Source organism: uncultured Methanobrevibacter sp. (genome assembly GCF_902764455.1).
Lineage (GTDB): Archaea > Methanobacteriota > Methanobacteria > Methanobacteriales > Methanobacteriaceae > Methanocatella.
Genome location: NZ_CACWVY010000011.1, coordinates 17,527 through 38,351, shown reverse-complemented (window position 1 = coordinate 38,351; position 20,825 = coordinate 17,527). Strand labels below are relative to the sequence as shown.

General features: G+C 35.0%; 23 protein-coding genes and 1 tRNA gene. 17 read left to right on the top strand and 7 right to left on the bottom strand.

Features of this window, described 5'->3' with window-relative positions; genetic code table 11:
- Positions 1-71 precede the first annotated feature (71 nt).
- Positions 72-1,265: a hypothetical protein gene (locus tag QZU75_RS04085; RefSeq protein ID WP_296881700.1), complete on the top strand. Its 1,194-nt coding sequence runs from the start codon at positions 72-74 to the stop codon at positions 1,263-1,265.
- A gap of 16 nt (positions 1,266-1,281) precedes the next feature.
- The gene (locus QZU75_RS04080; protein ID WP_296881699.1) at positions 1,282-1,935 is read left to right on the top strand and encodes an NTP transferase domain-containing protein; all 654 of its coding nucleotides are present in this window, start codon (positions 1,282-1,284) and stop codon (positions 1,933-1,935) included.
- Here QZU75_RS04080 and QZU75_RS04075 read toward each other — a convergent pair.
- The 3 genes from QZU75_RS04075 to QZU75_RS04065 are packed head-to-tail and all read right to left on the bottom strand — an operon-like array spanning position 1,927 to position 6,333.
- Positions 1,927-2,601, bottom strand: a complete 675-nt coding sequence (locus QZU75_RS04075; RefSeq protein WP_296881698.1) for a DUF169 domain-containing protein — start codon at positions 2,599-2,601, stop codon at positions 1,927-1,929. The genes QZU75_RS04080 and QZU75_RS04075 overlap by 9 nt on opposite strands.
- Before the next feature lie 26 nt (positions 2,602-2,627).
- Positions 2,628-3,848: a PD-(D/E)XK nuclease family protein gene (locus QZU75_RS04070; RefSeq protein WP_296881697.1), complete on the bottom strand. Its 1,221-nt coding sequence runs from the start codon at positions 3,846-3,848 to the stop codon at positions 2,628-2,630.
- A 10-nt stretch (positions 3,849-3,858) separates the two neighbouring features.
- Positions 3,859-6,333 carry a DEAD/DEAH box helicase gene (locus QZU75_RS04065; protein WP_296881696.1) on the bottom strand — a complete coding sequence of 825 codons (2,475 nt, stop codon included), beginning with the start codon at positions 6,331-6,333 and terminating at the stop codon, positions 3,859-3,861.
- A 297-nt stretch (positions 6,334-6,630) separates the two neighbouring features.
- Between QZU75_RS04065 and QZU75_RS04060 the strand changes: the two genes are divergently transcribed.
- The gene (locus QZU75_RS04060; protein WP_296881694.1) at positions 6,631-9,510 is read left to right on the top strand and encodes a DEAD/DEAH box helicase; all 2,880 of its coding nucleotides are present in this window, start codon (positions 6,631-6,633) and stop codon (positions 9,508-9,510) included.
- Here the strand turns inward: QZU75_RS04060 and QZU75_RS04055 are convergent.
- Positions 9,507-10,655 (bottom strand): aldo/keto reductase, encoded by a 1,149-nt coding sequence (locus QZU75_RS04055; RefSeq protein ID WP_296881692.1) that lies wholly within the window; start codon positions 10,653-10,655, stop codon positions 9,507-9,509. The two genes, QZU75_RS04060 and QZU75_RS04055, sit on opposite strands and share 4 nt — an antisense overlap.
- 169 nt (positions 10,656-10,824) lie before the next feature.
- Here QZU75_RS04055 and hypA point away from each other — a divergent pair, with 169 nt between their 5' ends.
- The 9 genes from hypA to QZU75_RS04010 all read left to right on the top strand — a co-directional run bounded on the left by hypA (position 10,825) and on the right by QZU75_RS04010 (position 16,373).
- The gene (hypA, locus tag QZU75_RS04050) at positions 10,825-11,202 is read left to right on the top strand and encodes a hydrogenase maturation nickel metallochaperone HypA (protein WP_296881691.1); all 378 of its coding nucleotides are present in this window, start codon (positions 10,825-10,827) and stop codon (positions 11,200-11,202) included.
- A gap of 18 nt (positions 11,203-11,220) precedes the next feature.
- The gene (hypB, locus tag QZU75_RS04045) at positions 11,221-11,874 is read left to right on the top strand and encodes a hydrogenase nickel incorporation protein HypB (RefSeq protein WP_296881690.1); all 654 of its coding nucleotides are present in this window, start codon (positions 11,221-11,223) and stop codon (positions 11,872-11,874) included.
- Between the two features lie 19 nt (positions 11,875-11,893).
- Entirely contained in the window at positions 11,894-12,925 is a 1,032-nt protein-coding gene (locus QZU75_RS04040) for a DUF354 domain-containing protein (protein WP_296881689.1), read from the top strand.
- Positions 12,926-12,980: 55 nt separating this feature from the next.
- Positions 12,981-13,053 (top strand) — tRNA-Ala (locus tag QZU75_RS04035).
- Between the two features lie 37 nt (positions 13,054-13,090).
- Positions 13,091-14,173, top strand: coding sequence for a hypothetical protein (locus tag QZU75_RS04030; RefSeq protein WP_296881688.1), 1,083 nt, complete (start codon positions 13,091-13,093; stop codon positions 14,171-14,173).
- 15 nt (positions 14,174-14,188) lie between these two features.
- Positions 14,189-14,647: a DUF1890 domain-containing protein gene (locus tag QZU75_RS04025; protein WP_296881686.1), complete on the top strand. Its 459-nt coding sequence runs from the start codon at positions 14,189-14,191 to the stop codon at positions 14,645-14,647.
- A 1-nt stretch (position 14,648) separates the two neighbouring features.
- The gene (locus QZU75_RS04020; protein ID WP_296881684.1) at positions 14,649-14,963 is read left to right on the top strand and encodes a DUF1894 domain-containing protein; all 315 of its coding nucleotides are present in this window, start codon (positions 14,649-14,651) and stop codon (positions 14,961-14,963) included.
- Positions 14,960-15,904 carry a methionine synthase gene (locus QZU75_RS04015; RefSeq protein WP_296881683.1) on the top strand — a complete coding sequence of 315 codons (945 nt, stop codon included), beginning with the start codon at positions 14,960-14,962 and terminating at the stop codon, positions 15,902-15,904. The genes QZU75_RS04020 and QZU75_RS04015 overlap by 4 nt, the downstream gene beginning before the upstream one ends.
- 13 nt (positions 15,905-15,917) lie before the next feature.
- Positions 15,918-16,373, top strand: coding sequence for a hypothetical protein (locus QZU75_RS04010; protein ID WP_296881681.1), 456 nt, complete (start codon positions 15,918-15,920; stop codon positions 16,371-16,373).
- Between the two features lie 70 nt (positions 16,374-16,443).
- Here QZU75_RS04010 and cobM read toward each other — a convergent pair whose 3' ends face one another.
- Positions 16,444-17,196: a precorrin-4 C(11)-methyltransferase gene (gene cobM, locus QZU75_RS04005; protein WP_296881680.1), complete on the bottom strand. Its 753-nt coding sequence runs from the start codon at positions 17,194-17,196 to the stop codon at positions 16,444-16,446.
- A 97-nt stretch (positions 17,197-17,293) separates the two neighbouring features.
- On the opposite strand from cobM, the gene QZU75_RS04000 reads away from it, so the two are divergent.
- Genes QZU75_RS04000 through QZU75_RS03980 form a run of 5 tightly spaced genes read left to right on the top strand, consistent with a single transcriptional unit; the run spans position 17,294 to position 19,271 of the window.
- The gene (locus tag QZU75_RS04000) at positions 17,294-17,689 is read left to right on the top strand and encodes a hypothetical protein (protein WP_296881679.1); all 396 of its coding nucleotides are present in this window, start codon (positions 17,294-17,296) and stop codon (positions 17,687-17,689) included.
- Positions 17,686-18,183, top strand: a complete 498-nt coding sequence (locus QZU75_RS03995; protein WP_296881678.1) for a hypothetical protein — start codon at positions 17,686-17,688, stop codon at positions 18,181-18,183. Before QZU75_RS04000 ends, QZU75_RS03995 begins: the two co-directional genes overlap by 4 nt.
- Positions 18,184-18,199: 16 nt before the next feature.
- The gene (locus QZU75_RS03990) at positions 18,200-18,583 is read left to right on the top strand and encodes a carboxymuconolactone decarboxylase family protein (protein ID WP_296881677.1); all 384 of its coding nucleotides are present in this window, start codon (positions 18,200-18,202) and stop codon (positions 18,581-18,583) included.
- A 22-nt stretch (positions 18,584-18,605) separates the two neighbouring features.
- On the top strand, positions 18,606-18,902 hold the full coding sequence (locus QZU75_RS03985; RefSeq protein ID WP_296881675.1) for a hypothetical protein: 297 nt from the start codon (positions 18,606-18,608) through the stop codon (positions 18,900-18,902).
- Complete coding sequence (locus tag QZU75_RS03980) at positions 18,903-19,271, top strand: hypothetical protein (RefSeq protein ID WP_296881673.1); 369 nt, start codon at positions 18,903-18,905, stop codon at positions 19,269-19,271.
- On the opposite strand, the gene QZU75_RS03975 is transcribed toward QZU75_RS03980, so the two are convergent.
- Positions 19,268-20,029, bottom strand: coding sequence for a TatD family hydrolase (locus QZU75_RS03975; RefSeq protein WP_296881672.1), 762 nt, complete (start codon positions 20,027-20,029; stop codon positions 19,268-19,270). The two genes, QZU75_RS03980 and QZU75_RS03975, sit on opposite strands and share 4 nt — an antisense overlap.
- A gap of 3 nt (positions 20,030-20,032) precedes the next feature.
- Complete coding sequence (uppS, locus tag QZU75_RS03970; protein WP_296881671.1) at positions 20,033-20,797, bottom strand: polyprenyl diphosphate synthase; 765 nt, start codon at positions 20,795-20,797, stop codon at positions 20,033-20,035.
- Positions 20,798-20,825: the final 28 nt, after the last annotated feature.

Sequence of the window (20,825 nt, the reverse complement as noted above, 5' to 3'; positions counted from 1 at the left end):
ATATAACAATACCAATATTTTTATATATGTGTTAATATAATTAATATTGTATTAAGTGTTAGGTGTAATAAATGAAACATTGGAGAAGGAAATCATTAATAATATTTTTAGGATTGCTATTTGCATGTTTATTATTATTTGTATTTTCAGCTGTAAGCAGTACCCCATATACTGGTGAAAGCGTTGCAGATACCTATAATATTTCTGTTGGTCAATCCATTTTTGATGGCCAGTCAATTTTGGGTCAAAATAAAACAATCGAAGTTCCTTTAATAGGTAACTTTGGTTTTTTAGCACACCAATTAATGGCATTTGATTTACAAGGAATTTTCATGGCGCTTTCTACGGGTAAGGTTCCATTTGATTTTGATGTAGTCGCTGGAGAGGGTATTGATTCATATGGAAATGCAAAAGGTATAGAAGGACCAGGTTATATAACCTATGAGGGGGATAAATTAGCGGTTAAAGGACCTGAAAATTATGTATGGGGTTACAGTGCTCCGTATAAACTTTTATGTAAAACTAATTCAGGGGTAGATGTTATTGAAGGCGGTAAAGTCATCGAATCTGTCCCTACAGATCAAATCAAAAATTTAAACTATAGTAATGATTATTATAACAACAATACAATTGTAAGCTGGTATAACTACGATGCTAGTGTAGGTTCTACTTTTACATTGGATAAAGGTATAGTAGGATTTTCAGATGGAAGATCAAACATCAGTTCTCAACAAGTTCCTCAAATCTTTGGTCAGGATGTAGTAGACTATGCTGCTGAATATCCAACGGGTTCGCCTATCCTGCTGTATTCGGGTAATTACACTGAACAAAAAGGAGAAGTCTACAGTACTTCATTAGGTTCTCACCCGGAATATGGGGATTCAATCAGGGAAGTTAATGCAAGACAATTTGTAGAAGCATGGAACGGTACTGTTATTCCACCTAATTCAACAAGTTCAGGTAAAGACTATGTGTACTTTGAAGCAGCTAGTGATGCAGCAGCTCCTGGAGGAAGTGCAGCACACGGTGTATGTCCTTCAGCTAGGGCTTTAAGGGCAGCTGTACTTGCAGAAGGATTTGCAATGCCTGTAGGTATGGACGGTACTGAAAATGCAGTATTGTTCGGTTATAATCCGGCGAGCGGTATTACTGTGACTAATACTCATAATTATCCGGTTAAAATTAATATGTGGTCTGAAGGTTCCGGTACTGGAATGGGACTTTATTGTCAAATTACCAGATACATTCCAACAAATTCCACATAACCTTTTTTTCTTTTTTATGTCAATCTCAACTATTATTACTGCGGCAGGTAAAAATTCTCGAATGAGAAAAGACCAGCTGGCCCGCAATATTGATTTAACAAATAAACTGATTTTACCATTTAGAGATAAGACTGTTATAGAGACAACTATAGACAATGCATTATCCTTAAATATAGATGAATGTATTGTGGTACTTGGTCATTATTCTAGTGAAATAAAAGAAGTTATCTATGATAATTATAAAGATCAAGTTAAATTTGTAGAAAATAATCCTGTTGATGTAGGTTTATCAACATCTCTTTACAATGGTCTTTCAAATACAGACTCTGATTTTGCACTGTGTATAACTGCAGACCAGCCTACAGTCTCCTGTGAAACTTTTAAGAAAATGATTGAGGTAAGTCAAAACAGTGAAAACCCATTCAAAACTATATCAATTTTAAGGAGAAGAAAAACTGGCTTGTTGGATACTGCTGAAGGTCTGGGAATGCCATTTGTAGCACCTAGATTAAACCTGATGAAATATCTGGAAAATGAGGATGATAATTTAAATCCGATTTTAAGGAAAATATTTTCTGATGGTTATACATTTTATGGAATAAAAGAAAAAAATAAAAAAGAATTGTTAAATATTAATCATTACGAAGATTATTTAAACCTTCTAGATTGATTCAAGTCCTGAAATAACTTCTTCAAGTTTGGCTTTACTGATACCGACAGTCATTTCATTGTCTTTGATATCAGCTGCTTTTCTGGAACCGTCACAACCTAATGTGAAGTTAACTCCATTTTCAATGTATGGATTTGCAAATGCATCTCCGCATAATGATTGGATTCCTGCAAATGAAGGATTTATTTTTTCACCTGTTTTATAAACGATACTTTGTGCAAGTTTCATTCCGCCAACAGGTTCGGTAATAATTTCTACAACATCAGCTTCGAAGTCAGCTTCATCCAATGGTGCATAAACCATTCCCCAATGTATGTCTTTAACTATTGAAAGTTTACTGGTGAGTTTTTTAGCAGTTTCCAAATCTTGGAATCTTCCCAGGGAGAAGTATTTTTCGCCGTTTGCTAATTTTTCAGGCATATCTCTAAGTCCGATAGCTCCTGCTCCACCAAGACACATTTGTTCTTCGATTGTTGAGTAAAATTTGCTTCCTAAAGATGCTTTTCTAACCATTTCACAATGTCTGATTTTTTCATCAATTAAATCGTAACCTTCAGGAAGGTCATCTTCTGTCTTGATTAATTTCATTGCAACAGGTTTGGCATCAAGTTTAATTTTACTTTCGATAATTTCGCAGTATTTTTTGTTTTTTTCTAAATTTGTCATAGAATCGCCTATTTGTATTATTTGTTTTAAGGAATTTTAAAGTCTTTTGTTATGTCACTGTTATTTTTACAAAATGTCTTGAAATCGCATGCTAAACAGGTTCTGTTGTCTGCTTCTGCTTTCCATGCATCCTGAATTTTACATCCCTTCATCTCTTTTAGAAGTGAACTTTCAATATCTTCAACAACATTGTCAAATTTTTCAAGTGCTTTTTCACGTTCTTTTTCATTAACGGAAATGAATCTTATTGAACGGGCAATTTTGAATTCTTCAGATAAATTCGGAGCTTTTTCATCTTCTTCCCATTCTTCAATCAGCTGAATGTCCTCGTCAAATTCAATTCCTTCAGGAACATCGGTAAGATTATTCCTAATCTCTTCTTTTATTAAAACAAGGTCCTCTTTTGATGGAACGAGTTCATTTAGATAAAGAATGATTCCTGCAGAAATGTTTTTGGAATCTTCCTGTTTTGATCTCAGCCATGAATATGTTAAAATTTGCTGTTTGTGATTTTCCCATTTATCCTCGCTCAACGGATTCAGTACTTTGGTTGGGGGGCGTTTCATTCCCTTATAGTCAATTATGATTTCATAATCGTCTGAGTCACTTTTTTCAGACAGATTATTTTTGATGAACTGAACAATCTTGTTGTTATAGTTGTATAAGCTGCTTTGCTCATCGTTTCTGTTGATTTTGGTTGAGGTCAATACGTCTACAACCCCGTTGATTCCATAATAATTTGACCTGGTTTTGTGCTTGTCCTGATTCGGCATTGGCCGAATTCCTTTAATCAGCAGTTCCGATGCATCTATTAATGGAAACAGGTGTTTTCCCCAAATGTTTATTGCTTTTTCAGCTCTTGCACTGGCCAGTTTTTTATGGTCATGTTCATTCAAATCATCCAGTGTCATTTCCATTCCCGGCTGATTGATGCTGAAAAACAGGTCTTCATCATGAGGATACAATCCTCTGACCTGCAGTCTTAAATCTATTAAATCTTCTATAGGTCTGATGTCTTCCTTCCAGTCCCATGGAAATTCCTTTTTGCCGTATTTCCATTCATTGTATGATTCTTCCATTACTCCATGGATGAATTCACCAAACCATCTCTGTACTGGTTTTGACGGTGGAAGAGCTCCCTTGTTTTGATATCTGTACTGCAGCCCGCATGTAATGTAGGATAATAAATCTCCAGTTAAGCTGTATTCCGGAATCATGTATGATTTTGATCTTGAAGGTAATTTCATGTTATAGCTCCTAAATTAAATATATTTCTTTAAATCCGACATATTTTTCATCTCTGCTCCAGCCAAGGGCGATGTTCGGTATGTTGAAGTGCTGATTTTTCTTGGTATATCCTTCAACGGCAGAACTGAGGCCAACCAAAAGCAAGACGCTTTCCGCTCTTGAAAATGCAACAAAATAAAGACGTGTCAAATCGTCAAATGAACGGTCTTTTTCGCTTCGTTCGCTTTCACCTAAAGAGCTGTATTGTCTGATTGTATCTTCAATTGTTGTTTCATCCTTAATGGACTTTGGAAATCTCAGTCTTTGAGTTTTAATATCATTAGTCTTGAATCTGGAACCTACATCCACAATAACCAATGGAAATTCCAATCCTTTAGACTGGTGGATGGATAAGACGTTTACTCTGTCTTCAGGCAGTGTTTCGAGGTGTGATTCATCAATGCTGATTCCTCCTGTTGAAAGTGGTATGAATATATTCCAGATTGCCTCTAGCACAGAATCCCTTTCGTCTTTTGGAGATCTGAATGATATGTTTGAATGGTATTCGTTGAAAAATCCGGTCTGTGTAATGGATTTTGTAATGGCCTCAAGGTATACGATTCCTTCAACATCGTCCTGCAGATCCTCTATCCATGTTGTCAGTTTATATGCAAGCTCCATCAGGCTTGCGGTTTTCGGCCACATGTTATCGTTTCCGTTCTGGTCGGTTTCAGGATATGGTCTTCTAATCTGCCAGCGTGTTACAAAAGTATCCAATGAGATAGGCTCTCTTGGTTCAGGGTTTAATTTAATGTATTCTTTTGCCTTTACTCTCCATCTTATCATGTTTCTTTTTGCCAGATTTGGAATGGTTTTATCCAGTTTTTGTATTGTTCCTTCAGGGTCTATACACTCCAGAATCAATCCGCAGAATATGGCAACTATTTCAACATCCTGAAGGTCAATTCCACGGGGATTGAACATTTCAATAGGTTTTTTTAGGTTTTTCAGGTTTTTCCTCAAATGATGGAGAAAGGACCTTGCACTGTACTGTCTTTCTTTAGGTGAGTATGACAGTATTGCAATATCGGAAGCCGAACCGTGTTCTGTGTCCAGCTGAAGCTTGATTTTTTCCATCTTTTTTCCTTCCTGAATGTTTTTCTGTCTCTGCTGATGCAGCTGTGCTATGTTAATGTTGCCGTTCATTTTCCGGTAGTAATCCTCATTTAAAACCTTCAGCACTTTCTGTTCTGTTTCACCTTTGTTTACCAGATTGTTTATAAGTTTTGCCAGGTCATTTGCAAGCATTTCAACATTGTTTCTAAACATTCCAAGAACTGGCATTTTATCCCTTTCAAAATCAGGAGCAATAATTTTGGGTTTGTTTTTAACTCTTGCATGCTGGTATTCTCCGTCAAGTTCTGCAAACCTGTTGCAGTGTTCAATAATGTTTTCACTTGACCGGTAATTTGTCCTGAGGTTAATTTCTTCCACATCAAGGCCCAATGCATCCTTGACTCTTTTTTTATAATCAGTAAATAAATCAACGGTTGCTCCTCTGAACCGGTATAATGACTGGTCGTCATCACCTACAACTGTGATATTTCCGTCATTTTCAATGGCGGATTTTGCTATAGTAAAGTAGATGTCTTCCTGAATCAGGTTTGTGTCCTGATATTCGTCAATTAAGACGATTTTAATTTCATCCAAAAAGTCTTCAAGCTCGTTGTTTTTGAGTTTTTCTAAAAAATTGGCTTCAAGCATTGCAAAATCGATGGTATGTCTTTTTTTCAGGACTTCTTTATATTCTTTTATACAGTCAAGCGCAAGTCTGAATCCGTTTTCACTTTTGCTTTGATTGTAGAGCTCTTCAAAATCTATCTTGTCATAGTAAATTCTATTTTTTATTTCTATGAGAATTTCACTCATCTTTGAAGGTTCTGATAGTTTTCCTCTTCCACTCAGTTTCTTGAGGTATTCAACAAGGTCCTTGTCAAGATATTTTTCATCTTCAATAAGTATTTTAATCATTGCTGAGTTTGCAACAAAATCCTCAATCACAACAGGATGGGTTTCTCCGGGCTGTCTGAAGTCTCGCAATAGCTCTTCAGCAACACTGTCTGTGGTACCGACATAAATCTGGTTGAAATCTATTCTTTCGATTTTCATTATCTTTTCGATATCCCCGAAATCACTTTCATCAAGCCCGCTTGTGAGGTGATTTTTTATTTCATCTCCCCATCCGAGTATTCTGGAGCTAAGTTCTGCAGCTGCTTTTTTTGTAAATGTTGTAGCCAGAATCTCACTGGGGTCAATATCGTCAACAAAGATATATTTCAATATTTTAAGAACCATAACAGTTGTTTTACCTGAACCTGGCCCTGCAACTATAAAAAGGGATTTGTTGCTGTCGGAATTTATTGCCTTTTTTTGATCTTGATTTGAAGATATGTCTCTTTTAAGCGTGTTAACAATAATGTCTTCAAATTCTTCATATGAAATCATATTCTGCCCCTTAAAGTGTATTATAATTAATTTATTTGTTTTTATTATTAATAAAAGCAGTGAGAGAGCGGTTGATAAGTAATGGAAATTCATGTTAATGAAAACTTTTTATAAAAGTTAATGAATAATAATAATTAGTGGAAAAAAATCTTTTCCATAATATGCATAGATAGTTAGGAATTCTTTTTCCTAACCATCTTTTTTCTAATTTTAAATCAATTTTTTTTCAAAATTAACAAATAATTTAAATATTATTTCGATTTAAAATATACTTATTAATTTAATTTTGCTGATATTATGTCTGAGCCTAACAATATTGATATGTTTAAAAATGATGTGCGTTATCGTGATAATATTGCACATGTTGAGACATTACCGGCAAAAAAAGCTAGTTTTAAAAAAGTTGACAATTTGAATGAAAAAATCATAAAATATTTGGATTCAAAGGATGTTAAGCTTTATACTCATCAGGCTCAGGCTTATGAAGCGATTAAAAATGATGAAAATGTCATAATCACCACGCCAACTGCATCCGGTAAAACTCTGGCTTTCAATCTTCCTATTATGGAGACAATGATTGAAGACAGTGAAGCTACAGCCCTTTACATTTATCCGGCAAAGGCCCTTTCAAATGACCAGCTGCATGTTCTGGAAAATCTTGAAAGGGAACTTGATATTAAAATCAATCCCCGCACATATGACGGAGATACTCCAAGGGATGAAAAAAGAGGAATCAGGGAAAAATCAAGGATAGTTTTAACCAATCCGTATCAGTTGCATCTTATTTTGTCATGGCACCATCAGTGGAGCCGATTCTACAAAAATTTAAAGTATATTGTAATCGATGAATCACATTACTATAAAGGAGTATTCGGTTCAAATGTGGCATTCCTGATTAAAAGGCTTAAGAGGATTGCCAATTTTTACGGGTCTTATCCTCAATTCATATTGTCTTCTGCAACTCTTGCAAATCCGTTGGAACTTGCAAATAGGCTGACAGGTGAAGAATTTGTTTTGGTCGATAAGGATGCATCTCCAAGCGGTGAAAAGGATTTCATTTTATATAATCCGTTTAGAAATTACAGAAGAAATAGGGTCAACATGCAAAATGCACCTTCCGTACATATGGAAACTGAAAGCATTTTCATGTACATGATGCTTAAGGGAATTCAGACATTATGTTTTACAGTTTCAAGAAAAACAACTGAACTTATAGCTATGTGGGCCAAAAAGGACATGACCCAGATTAAAGGAAAACTGGCTCATAGGATTGCAGCTTATCGTGCAGGATATCAGGCTCATGAACGTCGTGAAATTGAAGAAGGGCTTAAAAGCGGAAAATATCTTGGAGTAACATGTACAAATGCCCTTGAATTGGGTATAAATATAGGTTCTCTTGATGCGGTTATCATTTCAGGATATCCTGGAACCATGATTTCCACATGGCAGCAATCAGGAAGGGCAGGCAGAAGCAATCAGAAATCCCTCGCAATTCTAATTGCTTTTGAAAATCAGCTTGACCAGTATTTTATGAATAATCCGACATTTTTCTTTGACAAGCCTCATGAAAATGCAATCATTGACCTTAGCAATCCGATTCTGCAGGAGGCACATATTCTGTGTGCCGCCAAGGAATTGCCAATAAAGAGCGGTGAGGTCTACAAGTACTTTAACATTAACGAGGATATTTTGGATGACTTGGTCTTAAAAAAGGATTTGCATAAAAATATCCGCGGGGATTATATGTATCCTTATGATGACAATCCTGCACTTGACCATTCTCTTGACCAGATTTCCGGTCAGGAATTCAAGGTAATGAATAACGGCAGGCTTTTGGAATCAATGGAAAGGTCCCAGGTATACAGAGAAGCTCATGAAGGCGCTATTCTAATTAACAAGGGAGACACCTATGTTGTAAACAGTGTCAATCTCAAAAGCGGTTTTGTCAATGTCAGCCAGAAGACTGTTGACTACCATACAATGGTTTTAAACAAAACCGAGATTAACATTGAAAAGAAATTGTCAAAAACAAAATACGGCAATCTTACCATTCATTTCGGTGAGCTGACTGTCCGTGAGGATTATTATAAATATAAGAAAATGCAGTTTTCAAAAGCAATCGGAACATATCCTCTTGACTTGCCTCCTTTGAAATTCAAAACAAAGGGATTATGGTTCACAATACCTAAACAGGTCAGCGATACTCTTGAAGACATGTTTCCAAATGAGGAGGAAGTATTTGCAGGCGGTCTTCATGGTGCAGAACATGCTTTAATTGGGCTGTTTCCGCTTCATACTATGTGTGACAGATTTGACATTGGAGGTCTTTCAACAAACTATCATGAAGACACTCAGGAAGCGACAATTTTTATTTATGACGGTTATGAAGGAGGAATTGGAATATGTGAAAAGGCAGTTGATGTATTTGTCGATCTGCTTAAGTCAACAATTGACCTTCTTGAAAACTGTAACTGCAAAAGGGGATGTCCGGCATGTATCTATTCTCCAAAATGCGGAAATGATAACAAGCCTCTTCACAAAAATGCAACAAAATATATTCTCAGCTACATGTGTGAACTAATTTCTAAAAAGAAAGAGGAGTCTCATGAAATAATTGAAGAAGAGGTTGACAAAAATGATGGTGATGATGTCAATGTAATGTTTAATGAAGCCTGGGAATTATATAATGCAGGAGATTATTCTGCATCCAAAGACATCCTGAATAATATTATCTCCATTGACAAATATCATGTTGATTCACTGGCTCTGATGGCTCAAATATTATACAATCAGGAACAAAATGATATAGCTGCTTATTTTGTTAAAAAAGCGCTTAACTTGGATAAATCCAATGAAATGGCCAATGAACTTGATGTGCTCCTTTCAAATAAATCTCATGAAACCGTTCCCGATGTTAAAGTGGACAATCTGGATGATGTTGATGTTATGTATGAAGAGGCATATGACATGTATTATCAGGGAGATTTAAGCACAGCCTCTGAAATTCTTGAAAAAATCCTTGACTTTGATGATAGAAATGCAGATGCATTGGCATTAATGGGGCTGGTTTATTATCAGTTAGGAATATTTCCAAAAGCAGTGGAATATTATAAAAAGGCTTCAAAAATAAATAAAAATGGTGAAATGGTTAAAGAGTTGAAAATGAGAGTTGCTTAACCAAACTCCTCATAAGGGCTGAAACCATTTTCAAAGTTTTCACAAACTTTTTCAAGTTCTTCGGGAATATCGATTTTTTGTGTACAGTAGTCCAGACAGGTTCCACAATAAGTACAATTATCCGCAGGAACCTTTTCATCAGCCAATTTATCAAAATACAGTTTGTAAATGTTCTCGTCAGGTCTGTTTTTGCTTATATTAAACAGGCTGAAATATTCGGGAATTGGAATCATTTCAGGACATTCATCAACGCAGTATCCGCATTCGCTGCACTGCACTGCAACGGATTCATCTAATTTTTCAGCCATTTTTTCCAGAAATGCATATTCTTTATCATTTAAGACTTCAAAGTTCTCAAATGTGTTGATGTTATCAAGCATATCTTCCATTTTAGTCATTCCGCTTAAGACAATCTTGACATTGTCAAGGGATGCCGCAAATCTAAAGGCGAAATTAGCTATTGACCTGTCCGGGTCGAAATTCTTAAAATCATTTTTAATTTCATCAGGAGCATTGACTATAACTCCTCCTTTCAGAGGTTCCATAACATAAACGTCAAGACCATGTTTTACACACAGTTCATAACATTTTCTGGATTCAATTACAGGATCTTCCCAGTCAAGGTAATTTAACTGTAGTTGAACAACATCAAGGATGTCAGCATATTTGTCCAGGACTTTTTCAAGCAGTTCTGATGTATCATGGAAACTGAAACCTATTTTTTTAGCTGTGCCGTTTTCTTTCATCTTTTTGACATACTCAAAACTATTTGCGTTTTCAGCCAGCTTAAACCATGGAGTATTAATGTTATGTATAAAAAATACATCAAAATATTCAATTCCAAGTCTTTCAAGCATTTCATTTACAAATTTGTCATTGTCCTCTTCACAGGTCAGTGCCCATGTAGGCATTTTATCGCAGATTTGAAAGGATTCCCTTGGATATCGTTCAACCAGTGCCTTTCTAATGGCGGTTTCACTGACTCCTCCATGGTAGGCGTAAGATGTATCAAAGTAGTTGAAGCCATGTTCCATGTATGTATCGACCATCTTTTCAAATAATTCCTGGTCAACTGATGTGGGATTGTTTTCATCGGTTAGAGGAAGTCTCATGCATCCAAAACCGAATTTTGATTTATAACTCATAATACTATTTCCTAATAGTTAATATGTTTTTGATTGGTAATTATATATTTGTTTATTGTTGATTTAGATTAAAAATTCAATTATATTTCAAAATGATAAGATATTACAAATAGGTTTATTAATAAATAAAACTATATTTATTATAATTAAGATTTTAAGGAGTAGTTAAATGCACGAATTATCTATGGCTCAGGGTATTATTAATGCAGTTCTGGAAACTGCTGAGGCAAATAATGCTACTGAAGTTAATGAAGTTAGTATTGAAGTTGGCAGGCTTGCAATGATAAATCCTGAACAGTTACAATTCATTTTAGGAGTATTGATTGAAAATACTATAATTGAAGATGCAAAAATCAATTTTGAAGAAATTCCTGCAGAAATTGAATGCGGAGATTGTAATTTCCATGGTGTAGCTGTTTTGGATGATAGTGATCATTATGCTCCGCTTGTCAAGTGCCCGGAGTGCGGCAGCCTTAAAGTTGAAACTTTAAATGGAAAAGATATTGTCGTTAAAAATATTGTTATTGAAAAACCTGATGATATTTAGATTTACGGAGGAATTATTATGCATATGATTACAGATGTGGAAATGGAAAAAAACATTATGGATGCTAATAAGAAATTAGCTGATAAAAACTTAAAAAACCTGGAAGAAAAGGATATTTTTTGTGTTGATTTTGTAGGAGCAATTGGTTCCGGTAAAACAACTCTTGTAGAAGAAATAATTGACAATACTGATTATAAAATTGGAGTTCTTGCAGGAGATGTAATCTCTAAATTTGATGCAGGACGTATTGAAAAGCATGATGTTCCTGTTGTTGGATTAAATACAGGCAAAGAGTGCCACTTGGATGCTCATTTGGTGGGCCATGGTCTTGAAGACTTGCCGCTGGATGATTTGGATATGGTAATAATTGAAAATGTTGGTAATCTGATTTGTCCTGTGGACTTTGAACTTGGTTCTCATTTAAGAATCGTGGTTGTTAGTGTTACAGAAGGTGATGACACTGTAGAAAAACACCCTATTATTTTCCAGACCTCCGATGTAGTCGTTATTAATAAAGTTGATTTGGCTGATGCAGTCGGTGCAGATGCAGATAAGATGGTTGCAGATGCTCAAAGATTAAATCCTAATGTTAAAGTTATTAAATCCAGTTTAAAACAAGGTACTGGATTGGATGAAATTATTAAGGTTATTGAAGATGCAATGAATAACTAATATTTTAAAGAGGGGTTTTATGAAAGTTTGGATTGATATTTCTAATGCACCTCACGTAAGGTTTTTCAAGGATGTGATTAAGTATCTTGAAGCTGAAGGTGAGGATGTCATTGTCACAGCAAGACAATTTGGTGATATCCATAAATTGATGGAAATGTATGACATTGACTTCATATCTGTGGGAAAACATGGTGTAAGCTTATACGACAAGTTAAGGGAAAGCACATCCAGGGTTTATAATCTCGTAGATATTATACATGATGAAAGGGTTGATGTCGCCCTTAGCAAGCATTCTATAGAACTTCCTAGAATCTCATTTGGTTTAGGAATTCCTAGTTTGTACGTTTTAGACAACGAACATGCTCTTGCAGCTAATAAATTAACATTGCCCTTATGTGACAGAATTATTACTCCAAAAATCATAGACATGTGGAAACTTATGAAATTTGGAGCAGATCCGAATACAATTATTTCATATAATGGAACCTCAGAACTGATGCACTTTAAAAGTTTTAAATATAATGATAATGTTTTCAATGATTTGGATTTGGATTTAAAACATCAAAAAACAATTTTAATGAGACCTGAACCGTCTCTTGCATCCTACTTGGATGCAGATTGTAGAAAATCTGTTTTATCTCCTATTGTGGATGAATTAAAAAATGTTGCAAACATTCTGGTTCTTCCAAGATTCAAGGAACAAGCAGAAATTTTTGAAGGCATTGAAAATGTTTCAATCTTAAAGCCTCCGGTTGATACCTCAAGTATAATTAAAAAATGTGATTTGGTTATTGGTGCCGGTGGAACAATGAACAGGGAAGCGGCATTACTGCAAACTCCTGTCATTTCATGTTATCCTGGTGAAACATTATCTGTAGACCAGTTTTATATTAATCATGGTCTTATGTACAGGTCAGTTGATACTGATGAGGTTATAAATAAGGCACTTGACTATATTGTAAATCCTCATGAAAAAATTGACTTGAAAACTGATGATTTGTTCCAGGTCATAATTGATAATTTATATGATTTGGCCAAAAATGGTAAATAGCTTTTTATATTAAAAATACCATATATCTTATATGGTATTAATTTTATATCTTTGTGGGCTGGTAGCTCAGATGGTAGATCGTCGCCTTGGCATGGCGGAGGCCCCGGGTTCAAATCCCGGTCAGTCCATTTATTTTTTAAAATAAAGAAAAATTGTGATTTAATCATGTTATTAATTGCTCAGAATCATTTACAATTAATTGTAGAAATGGGATTAATGTTATTTGTTTCATTGGTCTTTATTCTTAACTTAATTCCACTTTCCCTAAGTGTAGTGACTTTTTTATCACTATTCCTTATCGGAGGGTTCACTGTTATTTTTGGAGCGGATATTGTTCTGTTGGTTATTTCTTCGAGTCAGGCAGAATTTACTCACCCGTTCGGTCCGATTGCACTTTTAGGGGCGGTGGCTGCTTTAGCATCGCTGAAGGTAATGAAAGAATCGGGTGTTGACATACGGCCACTTAGAAGATTTGTAATTTTATTCATTGTTGGAATTACAGTCTTTGGAGGGTTAATGCACAGGTCTTTTTTAATATTATGGATATTAGGATTATTCTTAGGTTATCTGATTATTTCAAAATCCTTCAGAGAAAAATCATTCATTACAGGTAAAAGAATATTAATACTTTTAGGTGCCGGTGTAGGTGGTTTCTTGCTTCTGGAGGCAATTGCTAGAGTATCCGGAATGACAATTTTCTCTCCAGTGTTAAGATTGACAAGAATTGAGCAATATTCACTGTCAAGTATTAAAACTGTATTAAATAATATTCAACTGATAGGTCACAGTGCCGATGCTTCATACTGGGGAGCTGAAGGAACGGCATTTGCTGAAGGTTATATCACACTGCCGATGCAGTTAGTTCTGTTCTTCGGTTTACCTTTCCCGATGTTTTTCGGTGTACTGGTTAACCAGAAGGATACAATCGATTATATGCTTCCGGGTATCTTTGGTTACGGATTCGATTTTGGATACGTAGGTCTTATAGGATTAATGGTATTTGTACTTGGTACAATACTGATAGGTTTTAAGATTTTAACCATATATCGTGAGAGAAGAGAGAAAAACAATAAAAAATACCTTGGAAGGGAAGTATTATTGACAGGTGCATTAGCAGCATTCTGTTCACAGGCTTTAATCGGTATGTTTGTATTTAACAGAACAATCAACGGTATGGCACTTTTAACATTCATATTTATGGGCGCATTAATTTTAGCTAATGCTGTATCGCTCAAATCAAGACAATAAATTGAAGGTGTATATATGAAAGCTTTAGTTTTACTTGGATGTCCTGAGACTCCATCACAAACTCCAATGGCTGTTTATGTTTTTAATAAATTAACAAAAATGGGTTATGATGTAACAATTGCAGCTAACCCTGCTGCTTCAAAATTAGTAAAAATATCAGATCCTGAAGAATTGTATCATCTCAATCTCGTAGATTTGGAAAGATTATTGGGTGAAATTAACGAAGGCGACTTTGATTTGCTGGTCGGTTTTGTCCACAAGGATGCGGCAGCATCATTTTTTGTCACATTTGACCAAATACTGCAGACCAAGTCTCTTGCACTGGTCTTTTCAAGAGATGCTGATGAAGTTGCGGAATTTGTTAATATGATTGAAGAAAGCGGAAGCAATGCTAAAATTGCCTCTGTAAGAGCTTTCCATAATCCTTCACCTATTAAAGTTAAATTTGACAAAGCTATTAAGGAGTTTGAATAAGATGTCATTTTGTTTAGATACATATCTTCAACAATCAGATAATTATGAAATTCATGCTTCAAAAGCAGGTTTTAAAGATTGTGCAATGATTATCAGATTTAAAGCAGATGATTTGGTTTATATCAAACCTGGAGATCAAGTATTAGGTGTTAGAGTAATTGGCATTCCGCCGATTCCAATAGGTTTTAATCATGAAAAAGGAACCGTACTTTTACCTTATACCAAACCGTGTCACGGAACTTCAGTTGTTGAATTGCCGATTGATGAAGAAGAAGTTGAAAATATTAGAAAATTAGACACGGGTAATAAAAAATGAGATCAACTGTCGTTGGAAGTTTTCCAGTTGAAGTGAAAGGACCATCTTCAACAAAAGATAAATTATTGAGTGTCTTCGGAGCACATGACCCTTTTAAGGATGCCATCAAAAGCAGTGTTATCTCTCAGCTTGATGCAGGAGTGGATATCATTTCAGACGGTCAGGTAAGAGGGGACATGGTTTCTATTTTTACAAAATATATTCCAGGAATGAAGATTGAAGATGGAAATACTGTAATTGTTTCTAAAATCGTACGTCCGGTTCAGGAAATTTCAATCAAAGATTTGCAATATGCTAAAAAGGTCATGAAAGATTATTATGGTGGAAATATTCCTGAAGGTAAAGGTGTAAAAGGAATAATTACAGGGCCGAATACTATTGTACACTCTTCCAGAATTCAATTTTTCTACAAAAACAAGGAAGATGCAATTATTGATTTGGCTCACAGTTTAAAACATGAGGTAAATGCAATAGCTAAAAAAGTAGACCCGGTTTATATTCAGGTGGATGAACCCTTCCTTTCAACAGGCATGGTTGACATGAAGACTGCCCGTGAAGCCATTGATATTCTTCGTGAAGGATTGGAAATACCATTGGCAATGCATGTTTGCGGTCTTTTAAATGACTCATTTGCAGATATAGCAAAGTTCAATGTGGATATTCTTGATTTTGAATTTGCCGGAAATAATGTTAATCTTGGCGTTTTGGAAAAGAATTCATCACTTCTTGGAAATAAAAAAGTTGGTTTCGGATGTGTTGATTCATCCGTCAATGAAGTCGATGACATTAACGATATTGAAAATCTTGTCACTAAAGCTATTGATATTGTTGGAAAAGACAATTTGATTTTGGATCCTGATTGCGGTTTAAGAAGAGCTCCTAAAGATGTTGCATTTAAAAAGTTGCAGCTTATGAATCAAATTAAGGATAAATACAGCTAATTTTTATGATATTATGAATTTTGAGTTTTCATTCGTAGCTCTGCTTTTACTTATAATGCTTTTTGTTCCAAACATTTTATGGAGCAGATATCCTCCTAAGGATTATGAAAAATACTCAAAAAATGAAAATAAGCTTTTTTTAACATTAGAAAGATTAGGTGAAATTTTAGTCACTGTATTTTCACTATTCTGTGGTGTTAAATTCAGTTTAAATCCAATTTTAATCATCATTTTTGCATCAATGATTTTGTATGAACTGTACTGGATTCGGTACTTCAGAAGTCCAAAAACAATGCAGGACATGTTCTCCAGCTTTTTGGGAATTCCTCTTGCAGGTGCAACCCTTCCGGTTTTTGCATTTTTGCTTCTGGGAATTTTAGCTAGAAACATTCCTTTAGTAATATCAGCTATAATTTTAGGCATTGGTCATATAGCTATTCACTATGAGCACAAGCTGGAAGTGGAATAATTATTTTTAAAAAATCTTGTATAATGGTGATGATTTTCAAACAGGTGTGATTTTAAAATCCTATTTTTTTTTAACGATATTCGTGTTTGAAGTTTTTGTCATATAGCTTGGATGCATTAAAGTCTCCAGGGTCTAATACATCTCCCACTACAATCATTGCAGTCTTTGTAATATTGGCATCTTTAACTTTTTGTGCAATATCCTCGAGGGTTCCTCTAATTATTTGCTGGTCCGGCCAGGTTGCCTTTTTCACAACAGCTACTGGAGTGGTTTTTTCATAACCTTCAAGCAGTTCATCAACTACCTTGTCAATCATTCCTATTCCTAAAAAGACACACATTGTTGCATGGTGTTTGGAAAAACTTGCAAGGCTTTCACCGGCAGGTTTAGGTGTTCTTCCTTCAGGATGGGTTATGATGACACTTTGTGAAATCTCAGGCAGTGTCAGTTCGGCTTCAAGAACACTTGCAGTTCCGAATAGAGAACTTACACCAGGGATGATTTCATATTCGATGTCATGTTTTTTAAGTTCACGAATCTGTTCCCCGATGGCTCCGTAGATGGACGGATCTCCGGTATGCACACGTGCAACCAGTTTGCCTTCATTAACAGCTTCAGTGATTATTGCATCTGTTTCTTCTAAATTCAGATAAGCACTGTTGTGAATTTCACATTCGTCCTTTGCAGGATTCAACACTTCTTTGTTTACAAGTGAACCTGCATAAATAATTACATCAGCATTTTCGATTACTTTTCTTCCTTTAACTGTTATCAAATCAGGGTCTCCTGGACCTGCCCCTATGAATATTACTTTTCCTTTCATGATTAATTTTTTATTTAAAATATTATTTAATAATTTTGCATCAAAATTGACTTTTGATTAGAGTAAACTTTATTAATCTTCAAGATAATTTAAAAATATGGATAATAAAGGTTTTATTTCAATAAAATACTTGTTTTCAATCTTTGTTATTTTAATAATAGCTATTCCATTGTTATTTTTATCTCAATCGGCTATCGAATCAAGTTTTAATATTGATGAAAATATTGCACACAGGATTATTCTCGATACTGTTGCAAGTGAAATAAGTCAGGTCAATTCCAATGGTGAAGGTTACTCAAAATCAGTCACATTACCTTCAGATGTGGGATATTATAAAATAACTGTTGAAAAGAGCAAGTTAACGATAGAATATGATGGCAAAAAGGGAGAAACATTGTTTCCGTTGTCGAATATTGATTCAAAATATAATCTCTACAGCGGCAAAACTTACACGATTTCCAAAACGGATGAGGACAAAATAGTGATAACATGACAGAAAGCAGAGGACAAATCAGTGCAGAATATTTACTTGTTGCAGGTGTTTTGATATTTGTTTTAATGTTTTCAGCCATTTTCATCGCTTCCGAACGGGAACTGAACATTGCAATGACTGCAGCAAGAAACGGCGTTAATGATGGTGCGGCATCATCATCAAGTGGAATTTACCCGAAACAGACTTATTCGGATTATGATAAATCAGCAAAAGATTTATTAAGTCCATATTCTGTTGAAATAGTCAATATTTCATATTCCGAAATAGGAATTGACCATAACTATGACAAGAAAAAGATTCAGTTCAAGGTTTATGCAACTTCCTCTAAAGACTTTTCCAAAAAGGAGCTGGACTCGATAGGGGATAGGATAAACTATAACTTAAGAAAATCACTGGCGGTCAGTTTCAATTCAACATCTTCAACAAATAAATTGTACAATCCCGTATTTTCACCCCATTATGTTTTCACAACAGCTAATGTTAAATGGGTTTAGGTATATAGTTAATAATATGTCAAGATATGAAAAAGGTAAAAAAGTAATTGAAGATATTCAGCAAAGATCAGTTGAAGAGATATTTGGTGAGCTTGAAGACATTGCTCCTGATCTGTCCAGATTTGTAATTGAATTTCCATATTCTGAAATTTACACCAGGGACGAAGTGGATTTAAAAACTCGAGAAATATGCACTGTGGCTGCATTGACTGTTCTTGGAACAGTTCCTCAGCTTAAAGACCACATTAATGCAGCATTGAATGTAGGCAACAGCCCAACTGAAATCGTTGAGATTATCATGCAGATGTGTGCCTACTGCGGTTTTCCAAAAGCTATCAATGGGGTTGTGGCAGCTAAAGAGGTATTCACTGAACGTGGACTGATGCCTGTGAGGGATTAGGATTAGCAAAGAAACTTTTGACGTGGTTTCCTTTAAACTTCAGGAAGAGCTGGCTGAAATAATTTCAACAGGTAAAGAGGTTAACGACTACGAGTTAATAGTATATAAATATATGTTCATTTCCGAGTTGAAAATTCCTCTTCTGGAGGATTTGGATGTTGAAATCAGTGAAGATTCATTCATTCTCCATTTAATTCCTGATGATTTGGAATTCTCCGTCTTAAGAAAGCTGGACGATAGTTTTGACAGATTTGAAATTTCATTTATGCCAAACGATTATGGTCTTATTAAATTAAAATTCGTATTGAAAGGTGTTTAGATGTATAGTGATGAGGAAAAAAAGCAGTTGATGAATGATTTAAAAGAAATGGAAACATTTCAGGCTGATACTGGTGATGAAGGCAAAATCCTGCAGGAAGATTTGAAGGAATTTTTCATCAACGGAAAGGGCGACAGGCAGGATTTGATATTCAGGCTGGAGTTATATCTCTATGCTTTTAAGCTCTTCTGTAGAAAATCCGTAAAAATTGATAGAAATCAGTTTATAGTTTATCTCAATGATTCTCTTTTGGACTGGCATTTAATAAATTTAGTAAAAAAAGACATGACAGATTTTGAACTGGAAATCGAAGCGGTAAAAGAAAATAATGATGTGTTAATTAATCTTAATTTCACACTTCACTTTTAAATTTTAAAAATTTTTCTTGCGTTGTTGGTGGTTATCTCATCAACAACATTAACGTCAATGCCTTTGATTTCTGCAATTTTATGAACTGCATTGACAACATTAACAGGTTCGTTTCGCTCTTCTTTTGTCATGGCCAGATATGGACTGTCAGTTTCAGTTAAAACATAGTCAAGATCTATTTTTTCAATCAAATCCTGATGATGTTTTGAATAGCACAGCATTGTAGAAAAGCTCATATATGAATCGTTTCTGTTCATGATTCTTTTGGCGGTCTTTAAACTGCCTCCATAGCAATGGAAAATAAAATAAGGAATATTATCATAGTCTTCGATGATGTTAACCGCTTTTTTCTCACAGTCTCTTACATGCATTACAATCGGGAATTCATATTTGTTTGCAATGTCGAGAAAGCTTCTAAAGATTTCCTGCTGTCTTTCCCGCAACTCCTTGTCTGTTACGTAATAATAGTCCATTCCAACTTCGCCGATTGCAACAATATTGTCCAAATTTTCAATAAGATATTTGTGTGCATTTTCAAGCTCTTCATTGCTGCAGTTCTGAGAGCTTACAGGGTGAAAACCAAAAGTAGGATATATAAAACCTTTATATTCCTGGGAAAGGTTTAACACGTCACGGTTACTGTCAATGCTGTATCCTGATGCAACAACATAGTCAAGTTTGTCCTGCGCTCTTTTTATTACTTCCTTACGGTCTTTGTCAAAATCTTCAAAATCAATGTGGCAATGGGTATCAATCATTGTTTATACTCCAAATCTTCTGTCTCTTGCCTGATAGGATCTTATAGCTCTTATAAAATCAACTTTCCTTAGTTCGGGCCATAATGTTTCACAGAAATAAAGCTCTGAATATGAGGATTGCCATAATAGAAATCCGCTCAAACGCTCTTCACCGCTTGTTCTGATAATCAGGTTAGGATCTGCAAGGCCTGCGGTATAGAGGTTTTTACTTACAAGGTCTTCATCAACGTCATCAATTGAAACTTTTCCTGCTTCCACATCTTCAATGATTTTTTTAATTGAATCGACTATTTCCAAACGTCCGTCATAACCAATCGCTAAGTTGAATATTCTTTTGGTGTAATGTTTTGTTGCCTCTTCGGCTTCTCTAATTGCTTCACGTACGCTTTCAGGCAGTAATTCTGTTCTGCCTACAACGTTTACTCTTACTTCGTTTTTGTGTATTTTTTCATGGTTCACTAGTCTTTTGAAGTTAATTACGAATAACTTCATTAATCCTTCAACTTCATGTTCTGGTCTGTTGAAGTTTTCTGTTGAAAATGCGTAGGCAGTAACAATTTCTATTCCAAGTTCAACACTCCAGTCAAGAACATTTTCTAAAGTGTCAACTCCCATTTCATGGCCTTTAAGAACATCTATATTTCCCTGGAGTTTTGAATATCTTCTGTTTCCATCCATAATTATAGCTACATGCTTTGGCATTTTTTCCGGAACCAGACCTCTGGAAATATACCATTCATATAGTCTATAAAGTATATTTTCTGCCATTTTTTTATTCCTTAAATTTTTATAATAA

What these genes read in the sequence shown, in the direction of transcription:
- QZU75_RS04085 (WP_296881700.1), top strand. Translation starts at nt 72, where the DNA reads ATGAAACATTGGAGAAGGAAATCATTAATAATATTTTTAGGATTGCTA.
- QZU75_RS04080 (WP_296881699.1), top strand. Translation starts at nt 1,282, where the DNA reads ATGTCAATCTCAACTATTATTACTGCGGCAGGTAAAAATTCTCGAATG.
- QZU75_RS04075 (WP_296881698.1), bottom strand. Translation starts at nt 2,601, where the DNA reads ATGACAAATTTAGAAAAAAACAAAAAATACTGCGAAATTATCGAAAGT.
- QZU75_RS04070 (WP_296881697.1), bottom strand. Translation starts at nt 3,848, where the DNA reads ATGAAATTACCTTCAAGATCAAAATCATACATGATTCCGGAATACAGC.
- QZU75_RS04065 (WP_296881696.1), bottom strand. Translation starts at nt 6,333, where the DNA reads ATGATTTCATATGAAGAATTTGAAGACATTATTGTTAACACGCTTAAA.
- QZU75_RS04060 (WP_296881694.1), top strand. Translation starts at nt 6,631, where the DNA reads ATGTCTGAGCCTAACAATATTGATATGTTTAAAAATGATGTGCGTTAT.
- QZU75_RS04055 (WP_296881692.1), bottom strand. Translation starts at nt 10,655, where the DNA reads ATGAGTTATAAATCAAAATTCGGTTTTGGATGCATGAGACTTCCTCTA.
- hypA (WP_296881691.1), top strand. Translation starts at nt 10,825, where the DNA reads ATGCACGAATTATCTATGGCTCAGGGTATTATTAATGCAGTTCTGGAA.
- hypB (WP_296881690.1), top strand. Translation starts at nt 11,221, where the DNA reads ATGCATATGATTACAGATGTGGAAATGGAAAAAAACATTATGGATGCT.
- QZU75_RS04040 (WP_296881689.1), top strand. Translation starts at nt 11,894, where the DNA reads ATGAAAGTTTGGATTGATATTTCTAATGCACCTCACGTAAGGTTTTTC.
- QZU75_RS04030 (WP_296881688.1), top strand. Translation starts at nt 13,091, where the DNA reads ATGTTATTAATTGCTCAGAATCATTTACAATTAATTGTAGAAATGGGA.
- QZU75_RS04025 (WP_296881686.1), top strand. Translation starts at nt 14,189, where the DNA reads ATGAAAGCTTTAGTTTTACTTGGATGTCCTGAGACTCCATCACAAACT.
- QZU75_RS04020 (WP_296881684.1), top strand. Translation starts at nt 14,649, where the DNA reads ATGTCATTTTGTTTAGATACATATCTTCAACAATCAGATAATTATGAA.
- QZU75_RS04015 (WP_296881683.1), top strand. Translation starts at nt 14,960, where the DNA reads ATGAGATCAACTGTCGTTGGAAGTTTTCCAGTTGAAGTGAAAGGACCA.
- QZU75_RS04010 (WP_296881681.1), top strand. Translation starts at nt 15,918, where the DNA reads ATGAATTTTGAGTTTTCATTCGTAGCTCTGCTTTTACTTATAATGCTT.
- cobM (WP_296881680.1), bottom strand. Translation starts at nt 17,196, where the DNA reads ATGAAAGGAAAAGTAATATTCATAGGGGCAGGTCCAGGAGACCCTGAT.
- QZU75_RS04000 (WP_296881679.1), top strand. Translation starts at nt 17,294, where the DNA reads ATGGATAATAAAGGTTTTATTTCAATAAAATACTTGTTTTCAATCTTT.
- QZU75_RS03995 (WP_296881678.1), top strand. Translation starts at nt 17,686, where the DNA reads ATGACAGAAAGCAGAGGACAAATCAGTGCAGAATATTTACTTGTTGCA.
- QZU75_RS03990 (WP_296881677.1), top strand. Translation starts at nt 18,200, where the DNA reads ATGTCAAGATATGAAAAAGGTAAAAAAGTAATTGAAGATATTCAGCAA.
- QZU75_RS03980 (WP_296881673.1), top strand. Translation starts at nt 18,903, where the DNA reads ATGTATAGTGATGAGGAAAAAAAGCAGTTGATGAATGATTTAAAAGAA.
- QZU75_RS03975 (WP_296881672.1), bottom strand. Translation starts at nt 20,029, where the DNA reads ATGATTGATACCCATTGCCACATTGATTTTGAAGATTTTGACAAAGAC.
- uppS (WP_296881671.1), bottom strand. Translation starts at nt 20,797, where the DNA reads ATGGCAGAAAATATACTTTATAGACTATATGAATGGTATATTTCCAGA.